This window comes from Streptomyces sp. NPDC059874, from assembly GCF_042731135.1.
In the GTDB taxonomy this organism is placed as follows: Bacteria; Actinomycetota; Actinomycetes; order Streptomycetales; family Streptomycetaceae; genus Streptomyces.
Genome location: NZ_JBHWJY010000071.1, coordinates 22,904 through 44,846, shown reverse-complemented (window position 1 = coordinate 44,846; position 21,943 = coordinate 22,904). Strand labels below are relative to the sequence as shown.

The window sequence follows — 21,943 nt, the reverse complement described above, 5'->3', positions numbered from 1 at the left end:
CGCGGGAACCGCGCGCTCGGCGCTCCCTCCTCCGTTGGTTCCGCCGCACCCGTACGGACGGAGGGACAACCCCGTGACCTCGGTCCTGCTCGCCCTCGTCCTCGTCGCCGCCCTCGTCGGCGCCGTGCGGCTCGACGGCCGCCTCGACCGCGAGGCACGCGCCCTCGTCCGCCGCCCCTGCCCGACCCACTGCACCGCCTGCTCGTCGGCCGCCCGCCGAGCCCCGAACGGAGACACGCCCGCATGACACTGCACGCCCGCACCCGTACCGACTCCCGCCGCGGCCGAGTCCTCGTTCGCGAACTCACCCGCGAGGCCCGTCGCGAGCGCTTCCTGCTGCTGCTCGCCCGCGCCGACCGCGGCGTGCTCACCCCCGAGGACTGCGCCGCCCTGCGCGCCGACGTCGAGGCCGAGGTCGCCGAGAGCGACACCCACCGCCGCAGCGCTGGCGGACAGCAGGCAGCAGCGATGCGCCTGCACAAGCGGATCGAGGCCGCCGAGCAGGCCCTCGTCGAGACCGAGGCCGACCGCGACCAGGCCCTCGCCGATGCCGAGGCCCTGCGCGAGCAGCTCGTCGAGCAGCACATCACCGAGGGGGAGCGATGAACCAGACCCGAGCCATAGATCAGACGGTCACGGCCCTGCGCCTCGTGCGCGAGAAGTGGGGCGCGCTGCTCGCCGCGGTCGAGGCGCCGCCCACCGCGGCCGACTGGCCGCCGAGGGAGACGACCGCGTTCCTCGACAAGGTCGCCGACGGGCCCCTGCTCGTCGAGGACCGGACCCCGTACGCCCTGCGCGCGCACCCGGCGCCGCTGAACCTCGTTGCCCACGATGCCGTGGTCGCCGTCGAGACCGCACTGTTCGACCTCGCCGACACGTGCGCCGCCGTGGCACAGGAGTGCACTCCGCTCGACGAGCTGCACCGCTGGAACTACCGGACGCAGCACGGGCCCGGATCGCGGGCGCAGGGTGCCCACTGGGCGAGCGTGTTTGTCGAGGGGCGCGTGCTCGGCGAGCAGACCGACGGGCCCGCGCCGCTGTTCGCGCCCCTGCCCGGGTGGGCGCTGCACGAGGCGCACCGCGTCGCACGGCAGTGCGCCGACCGCGTACTGCGCACCCTGCGCCACGACGAGCGCGGCTCGGTCGGCCGGCACCCGTGCCCGTGGTGCGCGGCCCCGCTCACGCTGCACTCGGCCTCGGGGGATGTTCAGCGCATCACCTGCTCGGGCGGGCCGGCCTGCTCGGCACCGACTCGACTCGACCTCGACGGACACCGGGTGTGGGAGCGGTCCGACATGGGGCCCCTGCTCGCCCGGTTCGCCGCCGCGATGGAGTCCGGGGAGATCGTCACGGAACAGGCTTGCGCCGTTATCTCTTCGTGACCTATTGTTCGAGGCGTCTTCGGCGTGCCCGGAAACCCCCCGATCCTGTCCGCCCCGCCACATCCCCCCCGTGGCGGGGCGGACTCATGTCCGCCGGGAGGTGAGCACGTGGCCGAGCCGATCCGTGAACGCGACCGCGAGCAGGTGCGCCGCCTCCACTCCGAGGGCAAGAGCCGCAACGAGATCGCCCGACTCACCAGGCGCAGCGCGGCGACCGTAAGCAAGATCGCAAAGGCCGAGGGGCTCACCTTCGCAGGGGGCGCCCGCGTCGCCGCCGCGACCGAGGCCCGACGAGCAGACGCTGCCGCACGCCGCGAGCAGCTCGCCGACGAGGCCCTCGACGGCGCCCTCGGGCAAGTCGCCCGCACCGCAGGCGCCGAGTCGGCGCGCGACGCCCGCGACCACGCCACGGCCGCGCGTGCCCTCACCGAGGTACACGCCCGCGTAGCTGAACTCGCCCGCCACAGCAGCAACGGGAGCAGCGGCGGCTCGATGCTCGACCGCCTCGCCGACGCCCTGCTCGGGCCCCCGGCCGGAGGTGACCGCGAGGAGGTGTAGTGACCACCCTCGCGCCGCTCTCCCCCAAACAGGTCGACTCGATCCGTGGCGCCACCGCCCGTATCAACATCTGGCACGGCAGCGTGCGGTCGGGAAAGACGATCGCCTCGCTCGTCTGCTTCCTGCTGATGATCCGGCGCGCCCCCGCGTCGGGCCTGATCGTCATCTGCGGCCGGTCGCTCCAGACGATCGAGCGGAACTGTCTCGACGTCCTCGCCGACCGAACCCTGTTCGGCGACGTCGCGGCCGAGGTCCACCACACCCGCGGCGCCACCACGGCCGTGATCCTCGGCAGGGTCGTTCACCTCGTCGGCGCCTCGGACGCGCGCGCCGAGGGACGCCTGCGCGGTATGACCGCCTCGCTCGCCTACTGCGACGAGGTCACGCTGCTGCCCGCCGCGTTCTTCCGGCAGTTGCTCGCCCGCCTGTCGGTGCCCGGGGCGAAGCTGATCGGGACCACCAACCCGGACAGCCCCCGGCATTGGCTGCGGACCGACTACCTCGACCGTGCCGGCGACCTCGACCTCGCCGAATTTCACTTCCGTCTCGCCGACAACCCGAGTCTTTCCGAGGCGTACGTCGCCGCGCTCGCCGCCGAGTTCACCGGCCTTTGGCGCCGGCGCATGATCCTGGGCGAGTGGGTCGTCGCCGAGGGCGCGATCTACGACGCCTACGACGAGGCGCTGCACGTCGTCGACGAGCTGCCGCCGATGCGCCGCCACTGGCTCGGCGTCGACTACGGCACCGCGAACCCCTTCGCCGCGCTGCTGCTCGGCCTCGGCGACGACGACCGCCTGTACGTGGTGAGCGAGTGGCGCCACGACTCCCGCGCCGTACACCGCCAGATGACCGACGCGCAGTACAGCCGCGCCGTACGCGACTGGCTCGGCGAACTGGACGTCGTCCCCGAGTGGACGTTCATCGACCCGAGCGCCGCCTCTTACTCCACTCAGCTTTGGGCCGACGGGCACCCCGGGGTCACCCGCGCGGTGAACGACGTGATCGACGGCATCCGCAGCGTGTCGAACGCGCTCGACGCCGGCCTGCTGCGCATCCATCGCTCGTGCGAGGGGCTGCTCGGCGAGCTACCCACGTACGTGTGGTCGGAAGAGGCCGCCGCCCGCGGTGAAGACAAGCCGGTGAAGAAGGACGATCACAGCGTCGACGCACTGCGCTACGTGATCCACTCGACGGCGCACGAGTGGCGCCCCCTGCTGGCACAAGCCGCGTAACCCAACCCGACCACGGCCCCCGCCGCCGAGTCGGCGCGGGGGCTCTGTCATGCCCAAGGGGGGCCGCCCGTGCGCGCCGATTGGACCGACCGATTCCTCGCCCGAGTCACCGACACCCCGGCCGGCTGCTGGCAGTGGACCGGCTACCTCATGCCCAACGGGTACGCCCGAATCAGCATCGGCGGCGAGCGGCAGTACGCGCACCGGGCCTCATACGAGGCACTCGTCGAGCCGATACCCGAGGGTCTCGTGATCGACCACCTGTGCCGCAACCGCGGGTGTGTGAACCCCGCCCACCTGGAACCCGTGACGCAGCGAGTCAACGTTCTGCGGGGCGAGTCGCACGTCGCCGCCCGCGCCCGTCAGACCGCGTGCATCCACGGACACCCGTTCAGCGAGGCCAACACCTACCGGGCAGGCAACGGCACCCGCAAGTGCCGCACCTGCCGCAGGGCCGCGCGCACCCGCGCACGCAAGAGAACGGGGGTGCGCTGTGCCGCTGCCTGAGAACAACACCCCGTGGCCCCCGCCGCACCTCGCCCGGCCCCTCGCCGAGATGCGCGTCGATGACGCCTGGTACTCCGGCGACGCCGCCAAGCTGATCCGCATCTACGCCAACAACCCGACCCGTAAGAGCGGGACGTCCCGCCTGTGGGGTCGCCACCGCGCCCCGCAGCAGGGCAAGCGCGACGGCCGCCTGCACATCCCCCTCGCCGGCGACATCGCCACCGCGAGCGCCGACCTGCTGTTCAGTGAGCCGCCGACGTTCACCGTTGCCGACACAGCCACGCAGGACCGGCTGAACGAGTTGAGCGACGCCGACGGCATCGCGAACACCCTGCTCGAAGGGGCCGAGGTCGCCGCCGCCCTCGGCGGCGTGTACCTGCGGATCACGTGGGATCACTCGCTCGTCGACCGGCCGCTGCTCACCACCGTGCACGCAGACGCCGCCGTACCCGAGTTCTCGTTCGGGCTGCTGCGCGCCGTGACCTTCTGGCACGAACTCGCCTCGGACGGCGCGAGCGTGCTCCGCCACCTTGAACGGCACGAGCGCGGTCGCATTCTGCACGCTCTCTACCAGGGCACCGCCGACAACCTCGGCCGACGCGTACCGCTCACCGAGCACCCCGCGGTCGCACCGCTCGCCGAGGCCCTCGGCCCCGACGGCGAGTCGATCGAGACCGGCATCGACCGGTTGACCGCCGCATACGTCCGCAACATCGGCCCCAACCGCCGGCACCGCGGATCGGACCTCGGCCGCAGCGACTACGCCGCCCCGCTGTACGACTTGCTAGACGCGCTCGACACGACATGGACCTCATGGATTCGCGACATCCGCCTCGCGCGCGCCCGCCTGATCATCCCCGACGCCTACCTGCGCGACCACGGCCCCGGCCGCGGCGCCTCGTTCGACGACGACAGGGAGATTTGGCAGCTCCTGAACATCCCGCCCACCGAGCAGGGCGGCATCACCCTGTCGCAGTTCGCGATCAGGGTCGAGGAACACGAGCGGTCGGCCGAGGCCGCGACACGGCAGGCCGTACGGTCGGCCGGCTATGCCGCGCAGACTTTCGGCATCGACGACCAGGGCGCCGCGATCACCGCGACCGAGGTCAAGGCCAAGGAACGCCGGAGTATGACCACCCGCGGCAAGAAGATCCGGTATTGGTCCCCGCCCCTCGGCGAAATGCTGCACGTCATGCTGCTACTCGACCGCCTGATGTTCGGCCGCGGCATCGTGCCCGAGCGTCCCCGGATCGCGTTCGGCGGCGCCGTGAGCGAGGACCCGACCACCCTCGCGCAGACCCTTTCCCTGTACCAGCAGGCGCAGGCCGTCAGCGTCGACACGAAAGTCAGGATGGTCCACCCCGGATGGGACGAGGACGCAGTGCAGGCCGAGGTCGCACGCATCCTCACCGAAACCGGGCAGGCCGTTCCCGACCCCATGCAGGCTGGCGCCCTCGACTAGTTCCGAACTCGCAGATTGACGACCACGCCAGATTTCTCGTCAGCCTCATATTCGACAACCTGACCAGCAGCAAGGGTGTGCAGGCCCGCGGCAATTACTGCGGGCGCTTGCACGATGACATCGTTCCCATCGTCTGGGGTGATGGCTCCGTACCCCTTGCTCGGGTTGTACCAGCTCACGCGTCCACGCATCAGATCAGCCACGCGCCCCTCGGTCCTCTCATGGTCGGCCACGAACTCACTCACAAGAGTGCCCGACTGAAGGGGGTGGCCGTGCCCATCCACCCCGGAATGGTCGAGGATCTCTCGGCCGGCGTCCGCGACCTCTACGCGGACGCCGAGCAGCGGCTGCTCGGCATCGTTGCCCGGCAGCTCGCCGACGGATTCGAGGCCCCGGGGTGGGCGACCAACAAGCTGCGCGACGTGCAGGCGCTGCGCCGTGGTGCGCAGGGAGTCGTCGACGCCCTCTCCGAGGCCACACGGTTGGAGGTGTTCGACGCGGTCGCCGAGGCGTACAACGTTGGCGCCCGATCGGGCCTCGCCGAACTCGGCGCGCTGCACGACAACGACCTGCGCCGGATCGCCGAGACCACCCCGAACACGCGCGCCGTTGATCGGCTCGCCGCCGAGACAATCGAACTCGTCACCGCCACGCACCGCGGGATTCTCCGCGGCGTCGAGGACGGATACCGGCAGGTGATCGCCGAGGTGTCGGCCACTCCCCTGCTCGGCGTCGACACCCGCAGGCAGGCCACCCAATCCGCCATGGACCGGTTTGCCGACCGGGGCCTGCGGACGTTCGTCGACCGCGGCGGGCGTGCGTGGCAGATGACGAGTTACGCCGAGATGGCCGTTCGGACGGCGACCGGACGGGCCGCGGTCGAGGCGCACGGCGACAAGCTGCGCGCGGCCGGCCTCGACCTCGTGATCGTCAGCAACGCCCCGCACGAGTGCCCGCTCTGCAAGCCCTTCGAGGGCAAGGTGCTGAGCCTCGACGGACCGGGCGGCGCCCGCACGGTCGAGGTCGAGCACGCCGTCGAGGACGGCCGCGCCGTGCAGGTGCACATCGCGGGCAGCCTCGACGAGGCGCGGCAGCGCGGTTTCCAACACCCCAATTGCAGGCACAGCGTTGCCGCCTACCTGCCCGGGGTGACCCGGGCCCCCGTCGAGCACTCCGAAGATCCCGATGGGTACGAGGCGAGCCAACGGCAACGCGCGATCGAGCGCGGGATCAGGAAGTACAAGAACCGTTCAGCCGCGGCGACGAGCCCCGAGGCCCGTCGGGCGGCCGAGGCCAAGGTGCGGCAGTGGCAGGCCAAGCAGCGCGCCCACCTCGCCGAACACCCCGAACTGATCCGCCGCCGCGAGCGCGAGCAGCCCGGCGCGGGCAACCTCCCCTCGACCGCACCGCGCCCGCCGCAGGACGCTTTCGAGGCTGCGCGCGTCCGCTCCGGCGACGAGCGCACCCTGCCCGAGATGACCGACGAGCAGCTCGGCGCCGCGATCCGGCCCGGCGTGCTCGATCAGCGCGACCTCGACCGCATCCGCGGCGAGGCCGGCCGGCGCGACGAGCAGATGCTGCTCGACCGCATCCGGCCGAACGGCAAGCTCGCCGACAACCTCGCCGAGTTCAGCGACGACGAACTCGCCGCCGTCGCCGTCCACCTGGGCGACGACGACATGCTGCGGATCATGGGGGAGATGGACCGGCGCGACATCGACGCCGCCATGCCCGGCATCCGCCGCGACCTCGTCGGCATGTCCGAGCGGGACCTCGCCGCCCGCGCCCGCAACGTCGAGGGCGACCGGGCGGCGATCGGCGCCGAGATCCACCGCCGCCGTGCGCTCGCCGAGCTGTTCCCCGGCGGTCGTCTCGCCGGCGATCTCTCCACCCTCGGCGACGACCTGCTCGTCTGGGGAGTGCGCTACGCCTCCCCCGAGGACGCTGTACGGATCGCCGCCGAGATCGACCGCCGGTACCCCACCCCGCCGGCGCCCGCCCCCGCGGGCGCACGGGTCGCCGACACCCTCGCCACCCGAGCCGCGCTCGACGAGGCCATGCGACCCGTGCCCCTCGACGACCCGCCCCCGGCCGACCCCGACGAGTGGGGCGCCTACGGCCGCGACCTCGAAAAGGGCCCCGACGGGACCGAGCACATGTCCGCCGCCGAACGGTGGGCGTACGAGCGGGAACTCGAACAGCGGGCGGCGCGCGAGGCATACAGCCGCGCCGAAATCCGCGAGATGTACCAGGAACACATCTACCTGCAATGGCTCGCCGCCGAGGACGCAACCCGAGGCCACATGCTCAGCCGCGCGGCTGAGGCGGCCGGCGTCGACCCTCGCTCGCTCTTCACTGGCCCGGCACACGTCGCCTACGCCCGCGCCTCGGAGGACCTCATCAGGTGGTGGGCCGACACGAGCCCAAGGGTCACGCTCGCCGAGTTCACCGAGCAGGTGACCGGCGTCAAGAACGCCGCGGCCGAGACCGCCCGCCAGTCCGCACACGGCCAGCAGCTCAAGCAGTAAGGGGGTGCCCGTGGGATTCCGCGAGAACGCGGTGCGCGCCCGGCAGGCCGGCGCGCGCGCAGCCCTGACCGGACGGCCCGCTACCGACTGCCCGCACCGCGGCGACGAGCCACTGCTGCGCGCCGCATGGGTGCGCGGCTACGTCGCCGCCGAGCAGCAGCTCGCACCGCCCGAGCCGTAGCCGCTCCCCCTATATAGGGCCGCCGATCCGGCGGCCCTTTCCCATGCCCGCACGAGCCCCGGAGGGCCGACCCACCATGCCCGAGAACACCCTCGACGGCACCCTGCCCACCCACCCCCGCACGGGCGAGCACGCCCTCGGCTTCCGCCGCGACGGCCGCCCGATCTGGCCCATCAAGGGCGGCTCGGGCGAGGGCGGCGACCCGGGCACCGCACCCACCGCGGACCCGGCCACCGCCCCGAACACCGACCCCGCCGCCCCGCCGGCCGCGAATCCGGCCACCGAGCAGCAGCTCGCCGAGGCAACGACCCGCGCCGAGCAGGCCGCGGCCGAGCGCGACGAACTGCGCTCCGCCCTCGACGCCGTGACCCGCGCGCTCAACCCCAACGGGGGCGAGGCCGAGCAGGACCCGACCAAGCTCGCCGCCGCGGTCGCCGAACGCGACCGGCTGCTCGCCGAGCACGCCGGCGAACTGCGCTCCGCTCGCGTCGAACTCGCCGTCGCCCGCGCCGCCGCCGACCAGGGCGCCCGCGGCGACCGCCTACTCAACTCCCGTGCCTTCCTCGCCTCGGTCGCCGACCTCGATCCGACCGCGGCCGAGTTCGACACCAAGCTCGCCGCCGCGATCACCGCAGCAGTCACAGCCGACCCCGACCTCTACCGCACCGCGCCCGCAGGACCGCCCCGCGGCGGCGCCGAGTTCCACGGCGCCCCGGCCGGCGAACGCCGCGCCGCCACGCTGCACGACGCCGTCGCCGCCCGCATGAGCGGCGCCTAACCCCACAGGAGAAACGTTTTGCCTACCTCCCTCGCCGAGGCCCGGAACAACGCGCAGGACGACGTCGACGTGCAGGTGATCGACGAGTTCCGGAAGTCGTCCGACATCCTCGACCGCCTCACCTTCGACAACGTCGTATCGCCGACCGGCGGCGACACCCTCACCTACGGATACCGGCGCCTGATCAGCCAGCGCTCGGCCGACTTCCGCGCGCTCAATTCGGAGTACACCCCGGCCGAGGTCCAGACGCAGCGCTACACAGTCGACCTCGTGCCGCTCGGCGGTAGCTTCCAGATCGACCGAGTGATCGCCCGCATCGGGCCAGCCGCATCGGGCGCCGTCACCCTCAACATGCAGCAGCTCATCAAGGCGAGCCGAGCACGGTTCGCCGACGCCGTGATCAACGGCGACAAGGCCGTCGAGACGAACGGGTTCGACGGTCTCTCGAAGATCCTCACCGGCAGCTCGACCGAGTACCTGCCGCTCGCGAACGGCGTCGCCGCGGGGTTCCTCGACTGGACCGCGATCAACGACAAGGCTGCGGCGCTCGCCGCGCAGACCCACATCGACAACTGGCTCGCCGCCATGGATGACGCCCCCGATGTGATCTACGGCAACCGCAAGACCCTGTCGCTCTTCAAACGGATTGCGGCATGGACCGAACAGCTCGACAAGACGACCGACAGCTTCGGCCGCCCGGTCACCGCGTACAACGGCATTCCCTTGATCGACCTCAAGAGCAAGGCGGGAAGCAATGCCGACGTGATCGGCCTCGTGACCCGCGACCCGGACGGCGCCGGCGGGGGCGGGAACGTGACCGGTCTCGGCGACCTGTACGCCGTCCGGTACGGGCTCGACGGTTTCCACGGTGCCTCGGTCGGGGGCGGCTCGCCGCTCGTGAACACGTGGCTCCCCGAGTTCGACCGCTCCGGCGCCGTCAAGACCGGTGAAGTCGAAATGGGGCCCGTCGCCCCGGTCCTCAAGGCGACCAAGGCCGCCGCGGTACTGCGCAACATCAAGAGCGCGTGATGCCCGTGATCATGCGCATCACCGCCCCAGTCACCGACTTCACCGGCGACGGGCCCGGCGGGATTCCATTCGTCGACGGCACCGCGACCACGAGCGACCCGGCAGTGATCGGCTACTGCCAGGGGGCCGGCTACAGCGTCGAGCCCCTCGGCGACGACCCACCGGATACCGAGCAGAGCAGCGAGCAGGACGGCCCGGCCGACACCACGTCGACGGGCCGTTCTGCTGCCCGCAGCAAGAGGGGGTGATCGTGGCCCGCCAGCCCTACGCGACCCCCGAGCAGCTCGCCGCATGGACCGGACAACCGGCACCCGCGGACGCCGAGCGACTCCTCGCACGGGCCGGCGAGGACGTCGACTCGGCGCTGCTCACCGCGATCTACCCCGTCGACGAGGACGGCGACCCCCTCGACCCCGAGATACGGACCGCCCTCGCCAACGCCACATGCGCGCAGGTCGAGTACCAGCTCGCCGGCGGCGACGACGGAACCGGCGCCGGCGGACAGTGGGACTCGGTCAGCATCGGCCCCGTGAGCCTGTCGGGGCGCAGCTCGCGCACCGCGGCGGCCGGCGTCGAACTCGCTCCGCGCGCCGACCGAGCGCTACGCCGCGCGGGTCTGACCCCGGGGCGGGTGATCGGATGGTGAGCCGTATCCCCGAGGTGCTGCTGCGCCACCGCATCCGGATCGAGCCGTACCTCGGCGACGGCGCGTACGGGCCGCGCTACGGCGCCCCCGTCCCCGCAGTGCCTGCCCTCGTCTCGCCTGCCGTCCGCATGGTGCGCACGCCCGACGGGCGCGAGGTCACCAGTAGCGCGCAGGTCATCGCCGCGCCCGATCTCGACTGTCCGCCCGGATCACGGGTCACCCTGCCCGACGGCCGGACGGCGACCGCGCTCTCGATCACCCGCCACACCGCCCCGGGCCTGCCCGTACCGAGCTGCGCGGAGGTGATGTGCGAATGAGCCGTGCCCGCCTGCGCTGGAACGGCGACACCGCCACCGCCGCTATCCGGCAGGCCGCCGCGCGCGGACTGCTGCTCAGTGCCGAGCACGTGCTCGGCGCGAGCAGGCAGCGCGTACCGATCGCCGAGGGCACCCTCGAACGCTCCGGCACAACCTCGGTCGACGAGGCCACCATGACCGCCGCTGTCTCCTACGACACCCCGTATGCCGCGCGGGTCCACGAGGACATGACCGCCCGGCACTCCCCCGGCCGCTCCGCGAAGTACGTCGAGAGCGTGCTGCCAGAGACCGCGGGCGAGGTGCAGGCCCTGATCGCCGCGCAGATCCGGCGCGCGCTGCGATGACCTACACCGTCGACCTGCTCGACGGTCTCGCCCGCCTGCTGCACGAGCAGGGTGTCGGCATCTACCGGCCCGACGGCGTGTACGCCGCGGGCGAGACCGCGATCACCATCGCCGCGCTTCCCCCGGTCCCCGACCGCGTGATCTGCCTCGCCGCCTACCCGGTCACCGACTCCCCCGTGCTCACCGACACGACCACCGGGATTCAGGCGCGCACCCGCGCGGGGGCCGATCCCCGCGAGGTCGACGCCCTCGACGACCAGGTGCACGAGGTGCTGCACGCGTCCGGACCGCACCGCTTCGGCGCCGTCCCCGTGCAACTCGTCTACCGCGTCTCGGCCGCCCCGATCGGCACCGACTCGGCCGGCCGCTGGGAGCGATCCGCCAACTACTACGCCCGCGCCCACCGGGCGCACCCCCACCTCGAATAAGGAGGCGCCCCCTTTGAGCACCCCGACGCCCCCGGCCGAGACCGTAACCGCCCTCGCGCGCCGCTACCGCCTTGAGCTGGACATGGGCACCACGCCCGGCACCCCGATATGGACCCTCGTTCCGGGGGTCACCGAGTTCACGCCGAAGATCGAGCCGACGCAGCAGGAGGTGACGACCTACGACGCCGAGGGATGGAGCGAGCAGGCCGTGACCATGCTCGCGTGGTCGATCGAGACCACGATCGCGCACCGCGCCCACCCGACGACCGGGGTTTTCAACGCCGCGCAGGAAGCCCTGCGGAAGGCGTCCCGCTCGTTCGGCGCCAAGTCCTATGTCCGCGTGCGGTACTACGACCGCAACGGCGCCCCCGACGCGCAGGAAGGTTCCGCCCTCGTCACCTGGGAGCCGGACGGCGGGGGCCCCGACGAGGTCGACACGATCAAGGTCACGCTTACCGGGTCCGGTCCGCTCGTCGAGATCACCAACCCCGCGGCCGGTGGCGGAACCTTCGCCGCCAAGGGGGGTGACAGCTAGTGGCGTTCGAGGAACTCGGCGAGCTGCTCGACGAGTCGATCGAGCTACCGGTCGCCGGCCGCATCTACACCGTGCCCGCGCCGTCGGCCGAGATCGGCCTGCGGACACAGGCCCTCATCCACGCCGCCGCGGTCGCCGCGGACGGCGGACGGGCCGACGAGCAGGTGCTCGGCGACGCCGCCGAGCGCGACCTCTACCGAGACGTACTCGGCCCCGCGCACGACGAGATGATCGCCGACGGCGTGAAGTGGCCGACGCTCAAACACTGCGCGATCACCGCCATGGTGTGGATCGCGCAGGACAAGACCGCCGCCGAACGCTACTGGACCGCGGCCGGCGACCCTTCTCGTCTGGCCCCGAACCGGGCGGCCCGCCGCAGCCAGTCGGGTGCGGCGAGTTCGACGCCGAGTCGGGGCTCTTCGAGTGGTACGAGTACCCGCCCGGCACCCGCCCGCGGCGCGGGCAAGAAGGCCCGCAAGCGTCACTGACTTGGGCGGCGATCCTCGCCGAGTGGCCGCTCGTCGAGGCTGATCTACACGAGGTCTACGGCATCGACGTAGGCGACCCCGGACTGCTGCAAGCCCGTTCCTGGCGATGGCTGCGCGTGCGCATCCTCGCTCTGCTCTCGGCCGAGTCTCGCCTCGCCCGGGTGCTCACCCCTCCGCCCGATGCCTCCCCCGCGGGAGGTGCGACCGCCAGGAGGTGAGCGCCCGTGGCCCTCATGGTGGGCGAGCTCGCCGCCACAATCACGATCGACGACTCGGGCGCAGATGCCGGCATGGCGCGCGCCCGCGCCGCGGTGCAGGCGGGCGGCGACCAGATCGCCGCCGCCGCAGATCAGGCAGGCCAGGAAGCGGGCGACGCCCTCGGCGACGGTCTCGCCGAAGGCGCGGCCGATGGCGGCGAGCGCGCATCCTCCGGCATGGGGGCCGCGCTGAAAGGTTTCGCCGCCGCCGCAATCGGGGCGGCGATCGGCGCCGCCCTCACTGCCGGTATCGGACAGGCCCTCGAACAGTCCAAGGTGCCCGGCCAGTTGCAGGCACAGCTCGGCGCCACCGGCCCGGTAGCCAAGACATACGGCAAGGTCGCCGGCGACCTCTACGCCTCGGCGATCGTCGACTCGGTCGCCGACGGCGCCGAGATCATCAAGGGCATCGCACGGGGCGGACTCCTCCCGCCCGACGCCACGCAGGGCCAGGTCAAGCAGCTTGCGACGCAGGTCGCGAGCGCCGCCTCGGTCATGGGCGAGGACGTCAGCAAGGTCTCTCGTGCCGTCGGCACGATGATGAAAACCGGGCTCGCCGACTCCGCGCAGGAAGCGCTCGACGTGCTCGTGAAGGGCACGCAGAACGGCGTCGATGTTGCCGAGGATTTGCTCGACACGTTCGCCGAATATCCGACTGAATTTCGGCAGCTCGGCCTCGACGCTCAGACGTCAATGGGCCTTTTGCAGCAGGGGCTAAAGGGCGGCGCCCGAGACGCCGACGTCGTCGCCGACAGCCTCAAGGAATTCACGTTGCTGGCCCAGGGAATGGGCAAGGAAACGGCGGCTGCCTATAAGGATCTCGGATTTAATGCCGAGAAAATGCAGGAGGTTTTCCAGAAGGGTGGACCGGAAGCAGCGAAGGCGCTCGATCAAATCCTCGACAAGCTGCGCAACGTCAAGGACCCTGCGAAGCAGAGCGAGATCGCCCTCGGCCTGTTCGGCACCAAGGCCGAGGATATGCAGAAAGCGATTTACTCGCTCGATCCGTCGAGCGCAGTAAAGGCACTCGGCGACGTCAAGGGCGCCACCGACGCCGCCGGTAACGCACTGCACGATAATGCGGCGACCAAGCTAGAAGCGTTCAAGCGCGGCATAGAGCAGAAGGTCGTCGGCGTCCTCGGGAACTACGCGATTCCCGTCATCGAGAAAGCGGCCGATTGGATCGGCGAGGGCGGACTCGGCGGCGCGTTCCGCGCGTCCGTCGGGTGGATCTCCGAGCACTCGACGGCGCTCTCGATCGCCGCCGGCGTGATCGCCGTCCTGATGCTCCCGACGCTTATCGCACTCGGCATCACCGCAGCCACAACGACAACCGCCGTGGTCGTCGGATGGGCTACACAGACCGCGGCCGGCGTCGCCGCCGCGGCACGGTTCGTACTGCTCAACGCGACCATGCTCGCCGGTTGGGTCGCACAAGGCGTAAGCGCGGGTGCCACCGCTCTACGGGTGGTCGGGGCCTGGGTGCTCATGGGGACGCAGTCCCTGATACAGGGCGCCCGGATGGCCGCCGCATGGCTCCTTGCCATGGGGCCGATCGCGCTCGTGATCGCCGCCGTAGTCGGCATCGTCGCCCTGATCGTAGCCAACTGGGACACGATCGTTTCCGCCACAACGGCGGCATGGGATTGGGTGTGGGAAAAGCTCAAGTGGGTCGGTCAGATGATCCTCGATTTCTTCCTGAACTGGACAATTGTCGGGCTGATCATCAAGCACTGGGACTCCATAAAGAGCGGCACCATATCCGCATGGAATGCAACCGTTGAATGGGTGCGCGGCATCCCCGGCCGCATCGTCGATTTTTTCCTCAACTGGACTTTGCCAGGGCTGATTATCAAGCACTGGGATTCGATCAAGTCGGGCACCGTGCGCAAGGCCGGAGAAATGCTGGATTGGGTCCGGGGCCTACCGGGAATGATCGCGGGCTACTTCGGAAATTTTGGCTCGATGCTCTACGACAGCGGCCGTGATCTGATCTACGGACTGTGGAACGGCATCAAGGGCATGGGAAGTTGGCTGCGGTCAACCCTCATGTCTTGGGCCAAAAATTTGATTCCGGGGCCGATCGCAAAGGCACTCGGAATTCATTCTCCGTCGCGTCTCATGCGCGACAAAATCGGCAAGCACATTCCCGCGGGCATCGTCGAAGGCATCAAAGCGGGCGCCCCCGCGATCGACCGCACGATGCGCAGTCTCGTCTCGGTTCCCGCCGGACCGCAGTTCGCCACCGCGAGCGGCCCCGCCAACAGCGGGGGCGCGGGCGGGGGTTGGGGCGGTCCGGCAGTCCATATCGAGAACTGGAACGCCGGAACGGCGACCGCGGACCAGACCGCGGCGGCGCTCGCCTGGCACGCCAAGGGCAGGGGGTGACCGATGGCCGCGGGTGATCGCGTCACCGCCCCCGGGCACGTCCAGTTCGGCGAGCTGCTGCTCGGCCCCCACACCGCCTACCGATGGAAGAACCTCACCGGATGGGAGGACTCCCCCGGCGTCGACTCGGGCACCGTCGCCCGGTCCGATGCCCACGGCGCCTACCCCGGCCGGCTGCTCACACAACCACGGACGATCACCCTCGACGACATGGTGATCCGCACCGAGCCCCGCCGGATGGGCGCCGCCGTGCGCACCCTGCGCGCGGCGACCGCGCTTCGCGACGACGAGCAGCCGCTCGTCGTGCAGCTCGACGACGAGCCCCCGCTGCTGTGCTTCGCCCGCTGCCTGCGCCGCTCGATCCCCGTCGGAGTGGGCGGGTACGCGATCGGCGTCGTGCAGGGGGCGGCGCTCCAGTTCGAGGCGACCGACCCCCGCCGGTACAGCCTCGTCGAGCAGCAGGCCGAGACCGGCCTGCCTGCGGCCGAACCTGGCCTCGACTGGCAGGTGACCCCGGGCCCGGAACGACTGCTCTACCCGCTCCAATTCGGCGCCCCGGGCAGTACCGGATCACTCCTCGCCGTCAACGACGGCGACGCCCCCTCGCACCCCGTGATCGCGATCCGGGGCCCGGTCTCCCTCCCGTCCGTGACCAACCTCGCGACGGGTGAGGCGATCGAGTACGACATCGACCTCGCGCTCGACGACGAGCTCGTGATCGACACCCGCGAAGGCACGGTCACCCTCAACCGGACCGCGGCGCGGCTCTACACCGCAACCGCCCGCAGCGCCCCCGAGGCGCTTTTCACCCTGCCGCCCGGTACGACCTCGCTCCTGTTCCGCGCGGCCCCCGGCAGCACCGACCCCCGCGCCTCGTGCTCACTGCGATGGCGCTCCGCCCACTGGTAAGGAGACCCCGACTTGACCGTGCGTGCCGGATGGCTGCTCCCTACCGGGCAGACCCGCGAGGACACCCGCCTAGCGCCACTGGGCACCATGGCGCCCGAGTCCGCGATGACCTCCCGCGACGGCGTGATCGCCGGCGGAACCGCGCTGAACGCAACCGGGGCCGGCGCCATGCAGGTACAGATCGGCGTCGGCCGCGCCCTGGTGCAAGGCACCGACGCGCAAGGCGCCTACCCCGTTGCCGTGACCGCCCCCGAAACGCTCACCGTCGGCGACGGACACGCGCAGTACGCGCGGATCGACGCCGTGGTGCTGCGCGTCTACGACTCCTTGTACGACACCAGCGGGCAGACGCTCGCTCGCGTCGAGATCATCCGGGGCCCCGAGATCGCGACGCCGACCCCGCCCACGCTCCCCGCGGCCGCGCTGCGGCTCTGGGAGATCACCGTTCCGGCCGGTACCTCGGCCGGAACGGGCGGCATCACCTGGGCCTCGGCTCTCGCCGACCGCCGCCGCTACACCTCGGCGTACGGCGGGATCATCCCCCGCGGGTGGGGGCTCAGCTTCCCCGGCTCGTACGCAGGTCAGTACCGCGACAACGGGACCGGGCTCGATCGGTGGGACGGCGCCGCATGGCAGCCCCTCGAACCCACGGTCGGGTGGACGCCGCTCACCCTCGCCGCGGGCTACACCAACAACGGCAACGCGCAGGGCGACATCAAGTACCGGCGGATCACCGTCGCCGGCGTCCCCTGCCTGCAACTGCGAGGCGGCGTCTCGTGGGCGACCTCGGGCTCGCCGCCCAACACCGGAACCCTGCTCGCCGTAGCGCTCCCAGCGAACTGCCGGCCCGCCGCCCTCACGTCCGTGCCGATCGCCGCGGGCGGCGCCGCGATCAAGCTCGACGCGCAGACCAGCGGACAGCTACGGCTCATCTCCAGCACCGGACTCACGACGTGGGCCGCACTCTCCGGAGTGCAGTACCCGCTCGACGCGTAAGGGGGTGATCGTCTGATCGCCCCCGCGTACCGGGTCATCCTGTGCGACCTGCGCACCGATCAGGTCCTCGACATCCTGCCCGTGAGCGAGGTAGCGCTCGACGACTACATCGGCAAAATCGGCTCGGCCGCCGTGACCGTGCCCCTGCCGAACGCACAGATCGCCGCCCGCGTCCGCTCCGCCCTCGACCTCGGCCGCACCGCGATATGGATTGAGCGCGGCCGTGACATCTGGTGGGGCGGCATCCCGTGGACCGCCAACCTCACAAGCAACCAGCGCGGCGCCCTCGGCCTGCGGATACAGGCCGGAGGGTGGGCGTCCTACCTCGACCACCGCGCCGTGTTCCACACGCAACAGGCCGTCGGCGTCGATCAGTTCGACATCGTCCGCGGCCTGATCGACTACAGCGCGAGCCTGGCCGGCGGCGACATCGGCATCGAGTACGACGCCGAGCAGCTCTCGGGAGTCCTGCGCGACCGTACGTACCGCCGCTATGACCAGCCACGCATACGCGAGATCATCGACCAACTCGCCGCGGTCGAGCAGGGGTTCGAGTGGCGGATCGCGAGTTACCGCGAACCGAGCAGCGGCCGACGGATCAAGCAGTTGCAGCTCGGGGCGCCCGTGATTCGTACGGGCGAGTCCGAGATCGTCCTCGACCACCCCGGTCCGCTCCTCTCCTACGACTGGCCGATCGACGCGACCGTGCGCGCGAACGTCTGGCAGTCCCGGGGCGCGTCCGACAACAGGAATCAGACCGCCGAGTCCCTGCCGATGATGACCGAGCTGCTCGTCGACGACGACCAGCTCGGCGCCGGATGGCCGCGCCTCGACGGGACAAGCGACTACAGCACCGTTACCGAGTCCGCGACGCTCGCCGCGCACGCTCGCGCCGACCTCGCCGCCGCGCTCACGCCGCGGCTGATTCCCGAACTGACCGTCGCGCTCGACCGCGTGCCGCTCTCGCCCGCATTGCTCGGCGCCACCGTCCGCGTGCGCATCCGGGATCTGTGGTGGGCCGAAGGGCTCGACCAGCGGTACCGCGTCGTCGGCCTCGCCGTCAGTCCACCCCTACGCGGTCGACCCGAGACCGCGAAACTCTTCCTGGAGGCCGCCTAGTGGCAGCGATCCCCCTCGACCTGCTCGACCGCATCCGCGAACTTGAGCGCAAGGTGCGGGAACTCACCGGCCGCGCCAACATGCGCCCCGCCCTCGACCAGATCCTGCACGGCGACATCACCATCGGCGAGGGCGGACAGCTCATCGCCCAGACGCCCGACGGCGTCGCAACTTTCAAGGTCGGCCAGACCCCCCAAGGTGACTGGGGTCTTTTCCTACGTCGCGCCAACGGAACTAGGGCCCTCACGGTCGGCGACGACGTCCTCGAAGACGATCAGATGATCCGCATATGGAGCCGCGACAAGGAACGCCCGACCCCGATCCTCATGGATGACGCGTTCAGCGACCGATTCCTCGGCCGCCCCATGCTGCCGCTGCAACTCCACCCCACCCAACGGCAGAACACGCCCGAGACCACCTATCAACCGGCGTGGTGGGGTTCAGGTCCGGCAACGCACGCGGTCGCCGAACTCGACCTGTTCACCTACGCCAACGCCGGGGGCGGGCAGGTCAGGGTCACCATGAAGCCCGAGGGCGGGACCGCGGTCACGGTCGCCGAGTACGACTGTCCGGCCGGTACGTGGACCAACAAGTTCATTACGCAGCCCATGCACGACGTCGAAGCCTTGCAGTGGGTCGAGTGGATGGTCGAGCACCGCAACCTTCAGGCGGGCCGGGACGTCGAGACCCGGCTGTACTCGGCCCTTTACCGCCACACCTATACCCCCGACGAGGCCCCGCGCGTGCCGACCCGACCCCCGACGGCCACGGCCACCGCACAGCGGGGAACGGGCCCTGCCGTGAGCGAGACGTCGGCCGAACCCAAGCGGCCTGATTCCTTGCGCACCGCATCAGGGCTGCGCACGATCGACGACTAAGGAGGGCCCCGCACTGCTGCCCCCATCCATACCCACCGTGACCGTGCGCGGTCGCTTCCTCGCCCCCGACGGCACGCCGCTGTCGGGGGCGCTCGTCTTCCGCGCACCGGCAACGCTCACCTTCCCCGCCGCCGACGTCATCCTCGGCGGCCCGGCAACCGTCCCGCTCGACGCGCAGGGGTCGGTCGAGGTCACCCTGCCCGCCACCGACGCCCCCGACATGGACCCGTCGGGATGGGCCTACACGGTCGCCGAGCAGCTCTCGGGAATCCCCGTGGGCCGCTCATACAACGTGCTCTTGCCCCGCGCGCAGCCCGAGGTCGACCTCGCCGACATCGCCCCCACCGACCCGGCAAAGCCCAACTACGTAGGCGTACCGGGGCCCAAGGGGGATACCGGCCCGATCGGCGCCCCCGGATCGCGGATCTACAGCGGCACAACCACCCCCGCCGCCGGCCTCGGCGTCGACGGCGACCTCTACGTGCGATACGAGACCAGCACGTTCCTCGGCGTCACCTCGACGACCGTCTCGACGTGGCAGCGCACGGCCGGAGCGTGGGCGCAGCTCGGCGGAGACGTTCGGGGCGCCGCTTGGTACCTGAACAACACAACGACCCCGAGCACGAACACCAAGCCCGGTGACCTGCTGCTGCGCACCGATACCGGCGACATCTGGCAGCGCACCGCGTCGGGGTGGGGGACGGCCCTCGGCAACCTCAAGGGACCGAAGGGAGACACCGGAGCAACCGGGGCAACCGGGGCGACGGGCCCCGGCGGCGTGGTCCAGTCTGTCAACGGCAAGAGCGCCGCCGCCGTAGTCCTCGCCGCCGCCGATGTCGGCGCCGTCCCCGCGACCGGTCCCGCAGTCGTCACCCTGCCCGCCGGATCGTCCGAGCTGCCGTTCACGGTCAAGGCCGAGGACAAGGCGACGAACCTTCTGGAGATCCGGGCGAGCGGGTCCATCCGGGTCCAGACCGGAAACGTGTACCTCGACCGCAATCTCAGGGTCGGCGACGCGACCGCCGACACGGGCGGGGGCGTGGGCGTGATCGCCGTCAAGGACGCCGCCACCGTGCCGACCGCCGCGGCGGCCGGCGCCGCGATCCTCTACAGCGAGGGCGGCGTCGCCAAGGTTCGCCAGGGCGACGGACAGATCGTCACCGTGGGCGCGGCCGGGGGCGGCGCCGTCGCGTCGGTCAACGGCAAGACCGGTTCGGTGACGCTCGTCGCGTCCGACGTCGGCGCCCTCGACCAGACCGCGGCCGATGCCCGGTACGCGCAGACCTCGGCCGCCGTCCTGCTCGCCGGAACGCAGACGGTCACCGGCAGCAAGACCTTTTCGAGCATTCCGTCGAGCTCGGCCGCGCCGACCACCGCGAACCACCTCACGAGAAAGAGCTACGTCGACGCGCTCGGGGGCGGTGCGTGGCTCCCGAGCGATCACGGTCTGCTCACGTGGGCATTCGATCCCGCACTCGGCCAGTCGACCGCCCTCTATCCCGGCAGCGGCCCCATACGGGTAACCGCGGTCATCCTGCGAGTCCCGGTCACCGTAACCCGGATCGTGTGGTTTGCGACCGGCTACGCGGGCGGGCTCACCACCGGGTCATGGGCCGCGATCTACGACTCGGCCGGTAACCGCGTCGCCGCAACCGGCGACATGTCCACCGCCACCTACGAACCGGCCGAAGTCCACAACGCGGGCGGGGCGACGATCAGCTCGCCCCTGACAGCGTCCTACTCGGCGCCCGCCGGCGTCTACTACGTCGCCTCGCGCTGGCAGTACAACGTCGGCACAGGCGACGGTCCGATGCTCCTCGCCGCAGAATCCGCGGCGGGCGCCCCACCGAACGTGTTCGGGCAAAGCGCCGTGCGGCGCTTCGGCGTCTACACCACCGGCGCCGCCGCAGCCCCCGCAACGATCGCCGTCGCCTCGATGGAGAACGGCGCCAATCGCTTCTGGGTCGCCCTCGCCTAACTCCCCTTTCCCACAAGCCCCGTGCCGTTCTGGCCGGGGCTTTTTTCATGTCTGGAGACACCACGCATGGCAGTCCCTTTCAGCCCTGACCGGCTCGTCTCAATCCTGCGCGCCGAGGGCGTGCGCGTCGTCGAGGTCGACGAGTGGCGCACCCACAACCGCAACCACCGCGGCAGCTTCGGCCCGATCAACGGCGTGATGATCCACCACACCGTTTCGAGCGGCACCGACTCGTCGGTGCAGCTCTGCTACTCCGGATACGACGAGCTGCCCGGCCCGCTGTGTCACGGCGTGATCGCCAAGGACGGAACGGTTTACCTGATCAGCTCGGGCCGCGCGAATCACGCCGGGGGCGGCGACGCCCGCGTGCTCGCCGCGGTCATCGCCGAGCAGTCCCTACCCCCGACAAGCAAGCACGAGGGCTCGTCGGGGGCGGTCGACGGTAACGCCCACTTCTACGGGTTCGAGTGCGTCAACCTCGGCGACGGCCGCGACCCGTGGCCGGCCGAGCAGCTCGACGCGATCGAGCGGACCTCGGCGGCGATCTGCCGCGCGTACGGATGGTCGGCCGCATCCGTCATCGGCCACAAGGAGTGGAGCGACTGGAAGAGCGACCCGCGCGGCTGGTCCATGGACGACATGCGCGAGCGCATCGACCGGCGTCTCGGCCGCACGCCCGAGCAGCCCAAGCCCACCCCGCCGCCAGCCGCGCAGTACGCGCCGTTCCCCGGCGTCGCATGGTTCAAGCAGAACCCCCGCTCACCGCTCATCACCGCCATGGGCCGCCGCCTCGTCGCCGTCGGGTGCAGCCGCTACTCGCAGGGACCAGGCCCCCAGTGGACCGAGTCTGATCGCCAGTCCTACGCGGCATGGCAGCGGCACCTCGGCTACGCCGGCGACGACGCCGACGGATGGCCGGGCCCGACCTCATGGGCCGCCCTCAAGGTCCCCAAGGTCTAACCCCGCACCGGGCCCGCCCGCACCAGCGGGCGGGCCGTCCCCA

26 protein-coding genes are annotated in these 21,943 nt (G+C 71.2%); 25 read left to right on the top strand and 1 reads right to left on the bottom strand.

The annotated features are described in order from the left end of the window. From ACFV9H_RS31370 to ACFV9H_RS31340, 7 genes are all read left to right on the top strand, one after another. Positions 1-247, top strand: a 247-nt coding sequence (locus ACFV9H_RS31370) for a hypothetical protein (protein WP_385404846.1), incomplete at its 5' end; no start/stop codon positions are given. Continuing rightward, a complete protein-coding gene (locus ACFV9H_RS31365) occupies positions 244-606 on the top strand; it encodes a hypothetical protein (protein WP_385404844.1) in 363 nt (120 codons plus the stop codon). The genes ACFV9H_RS31370 and ACFV9H_RS31365, both read left to right, overlap by 4 nt. Then, entirely contained in the window at positions 603-1,382 is a 780-nt protein-coding gene (locus ACFV9H_RS31360) for a hypothetical protein (RefSeq protein WP_385404842.1), read from the top strand. The genes ACFV9H_RS31365 and ACFV9H_RS31360 overlap by 4 nt, the downstream gene beginning before the upstream one ends. 108 nt (positions 1,383-1,490) lie before the next feature. After that, on the top strand, positions 1,491-1,940 hold the full coding sequence (locus tag ACFV9H_RS31355; RefSeq protein WP_385404841.1) for a helix-turn-helix domain-containing protein: 450 nt from the start codon (positions 1,491-1,493) through the stop codon (positions 1,938-1,940). Next, the gene (locus ACFV9H_RS31350; RefSeq protein WP_385404839.1) at positions 1,940-3,172 is read left to right on the top strand and encodes a PBSX family phage terminase large subunit; all 1,233 of its coding nucleotides are present in this window, start codon (positions 1,940-1,942) and stop codon (positions 3,170-3,172) included. Before ACFV9H_RS31355 ends, ACFV9H_RS31350 begins: the two co-directional genes overlap by 1 nt. Positions 3,173-3,241: 69 nt before the next feature. After that, on the top strand, positions 3,242-3,679 hold the full coding sequence (locus ACFV9H_RS31345) for an HNH endonuclease signature motif containing protein (protein WP_385404837.1): 438 nt from the start codon (positions 3,242-3,244) through the stop codon (positions 3,677-3,679). Beyond that, the gene (locus ACFV9H_RS31340) at positions 3,666-5,141 is read left to right on the top strand and encodes a phage capsid protein (RefSeq protein WP_385404834.1); all 1,476 of its coding nucleotides are present in this window, start codon (positions 3,666-3,668) and stop codon (positions 5,139-5,141) included. Before ACFV9H_RS31345 ends, ACFV9H_RS31340 begins: the two co-directional genes overlap by 14 nt. Here the strand turns inward: ACFV9H_RS31340 and ACFV9H_RS31335 are convergent. Further along, positions 5,138-5,344 (bottom strand): cold-shock protein, encoded by a 207-nt coding sequence (locus ACFV9H_RS31335; RefSeq protein ID WP_385404832.1) that lies wholly within the window; start codon positions 5,342-5,344, stop codon positions 5,138-5,140. The two genes, ACFV9H_RS31340 and ACFV9H_RS31335, sit on opposite strands and share 4 nt — an antisense overlap. A gap of 69 nt (positions 5,345-5,413) precedes the next feature. Between ACFV9H_RS31335 and ACFV9H_RS31330 the strand changes: the two genes are divergently transcribed. The 18 genes from ACFV9H_RS31330 (at position 5,414) to ACFV9H_RS31245 (ending at position 21,900) form a co-directional block, all read left to right on the top strand. Continuing rightward, entirely contained in the window at positions 5,414-7,669 is a 2,256-nt protein-coding gene (locus tag ACFV9H_RS31330; RefSeq protein ID WP_385404829.1) for a phage minor capsid protein, read from the top strand. 10 nt (positions 7,670-7,679) lie between these two features. Continuing rightward, a complete protein-coding gene (locus ACFV9H_RS31325; protein ID WP_385404827.1) occupies positions 7,680-7,850 on the top strand; it encodes an Rmf/CrpP fold protein in 171 nt (56 codons plus the stop codon). Positions 7,851-7,926: 76 nt separating this feature from the next. After that, the gene (locus ACFV9H_RS31320) at positions 7,927-8,628 is read left to right on the top strand and encodes a hypothetical protein (protein ID WP_385404824.1); all 702 of its coding nucleotides are present in this window, start codon (positions 7,927-7,929) and stop codon (positions 8,626-8,628) included. Positions 8,629-8,646: 18 nt separating this feature from the next. Then, complete coding sequence (locus ACFV9H_RS31315) at positions 8,647-9,657, top strand: major capsid protein (RefSeq protein WP_385404821.1); 1,011 nt, start codon at positions 8,647-8,649, stop codon at positions 9,655-9,657. Beyond that, positions 9,657-9,905 carry a hypothetical protein gene (locus ACFV9H_RS31310; RefSeq protein WP_385404819.1) on the top strand — a complete coding sequence of 83 codons (249 nt, stop codon included), beginning with the start codon at positions 9,657-9,659 and terminating at the stop codon, positions 9,903-9,905. The genes ACFV9H_RS31315 and ACFV9H_RS31310 overlap by 1 nt, the downstream gene beginning before the upstream one ends. Positions 9,906-9,907: 2 nt before the next feature. After that, a complete protein-coding gene (locus ACFV9H_RS31305) occupies positions 9,908-10,303 on the top strand; it encodes a hypothetical protein (RefSeq protein WP_385404817.1) in 396 nt (131 codons plus the stop codon). Continuing rightward, positions 10,297-10,620 (top strand): hypothetical protein, encoded by a 324-nt coding sequence (locus ACFV9H_RS31300; RefSeq protein ID WP_385404815.1) that lies wholly within the window; start codon positions 10,297-10,299, stop codon positions 10,618-10,620. The genes ACFV9H_RS31305 and ACFV9H_RS31300 overlap by 7 nt, the downstream gene beginning before the upstream one ends. Continuing rightward, positions 10,617-10,964 (top strand): hypothetical protein, encoded by a 348-nt coding sequence (locus ACFV9H_RS31295; protein WP_385404812.1) that lies wholly within the window; start codon positions 10,617-10,619, stop codon positions 10,962-10,964. Before ACFV9H_RS31300 ends, ACFV9H_RS31295 begins: the two co-directional genes overlap by 4 nt. After that, positions 10,961-11,392 (top strand): minor capsid protein, encoded by a 432-nt coding sequence (locus ACFV9H_RS31290; protein ID WP_385404809.1) that lies wholly within the window; start codon positions 10,961-10,963, stop codon positions 11,390-11,392. The genes ACFV9H_RS31295 and ACFV9H_RS31290 overlap by 4 nt, the downstream gene beginning before the upstream one ends. 13 nt (positions 11,393-11,405) lie before the next feature. Further along, positions 11,406-11,927 (top strand): phage tail tube protein, encoded by a 522-nt coding sequence (locus ACFV9H_RS31285; RefSeq protein WP_385404806.1) that lies wholly within the window; start codon positions 11,406-11,408, stop codon positions 11,925-11,927. Beyond that, a complete protein-coding gene (locus ACFV9H_RS31280; RefSeq protein ID WP_385404804.1) occupies positions 11,927-12,415 on the top strand; it encodes a hypothetical protein in 489 nt (162 codons plus the stop codon). Before ACFV9H_RS31285 ends, ACFV9H_RS31280 begins: the two co-directional genes overlap by 1 nt. A gap of 233 nt (positions 12,416-12,648) precedes the next feature. Next, positions 12,649-15,060 carry a phage tail tape measure protein gene (locus ACFV9H_RS31275; RefSeq protein ID WP_385404849.1) on the top strand — a complete coding sequence of 804 codons (2,412 nt, stop codon included), beginning with the start codon at positions 12,649-12,651 and terminating at the stop codon, positions 15,058-15,060. Between the two features lie 3 nt (positions 15,061-15,063). After that, positions 15,064-15,969: a phage distal tail protein gene (locus ACFV9H_RS31270; RefSeq protein WP_385404801.1), complete on the top strand. Its 906-nt coding sequence runs from the start codon at positions 15,064-15,066 to the stop codon at positions 15,967-15,969. Positions 15,970-15,981: 12 nt separating this feature from the next. After that, the gene (locus ACFV9H_RS31265; protein ID WP_385404799.1) at positions 15,982-16,965 is read left to right on the top strand and encodes a hypothetical protein; all 984 of its coding nucleotides are present in this window, start codon (positions 15,982-15,984) and stop codon (positions 16,963-16,965) included. Between the two features lie 81 nt (positions 16,966-17,046). Further along, positions 17,047-18,084: a hypothetical protein gene (locus tag ACFV9H_RS31260; protein WP_385404797.1), complete on the top strand. Its 1,038-nt coding sequence runs from the start codon at positions 17,047-17,049 to the stop codon at positions 18,082-18,084. Continuing rightward, complete coding sequence (locus ACFV9H_RS31255; RefSeq protein ID WP_385404795.1) at positions 18,084-18,962, top strand: hypothetical protein; 879 nt, start codon at positions 18,084-18,086, stop codon at positions 18,960-18,962. Before ACFV9H_RS31260 ends, ACFV9H_RS31255 begins: the two co-directional genes overlap by 1 nt. A gap of 37 nt (positions 18,963-18,999) precedes the next feature. Beyond that, positions 19,000-20,940 (top strand): hypothetical protein, encoded by a 1,941-nt coding sequence (locus tag ACFV9H_RS31250; protein WP_385404793.1) that lies wholly within the window; start codon positions 19,000-19,002, stop codon positions 20,938-20,940. Positions 20,941-21,006: 66 nt separating this feature from the next. Further along, positions 21,007-21,900, top strand: a complete 894-nt coding sequence (locus ACFV9H_RS31245) for a peptidoglycan-binding protein (RefSeq protein ID WP_385404790.1) — start codon at positions 21,007-21,009, stop codon at positions 21,898-21,900. Positions 21,901-21,943 lie beyond the last annotated feature (43 nt).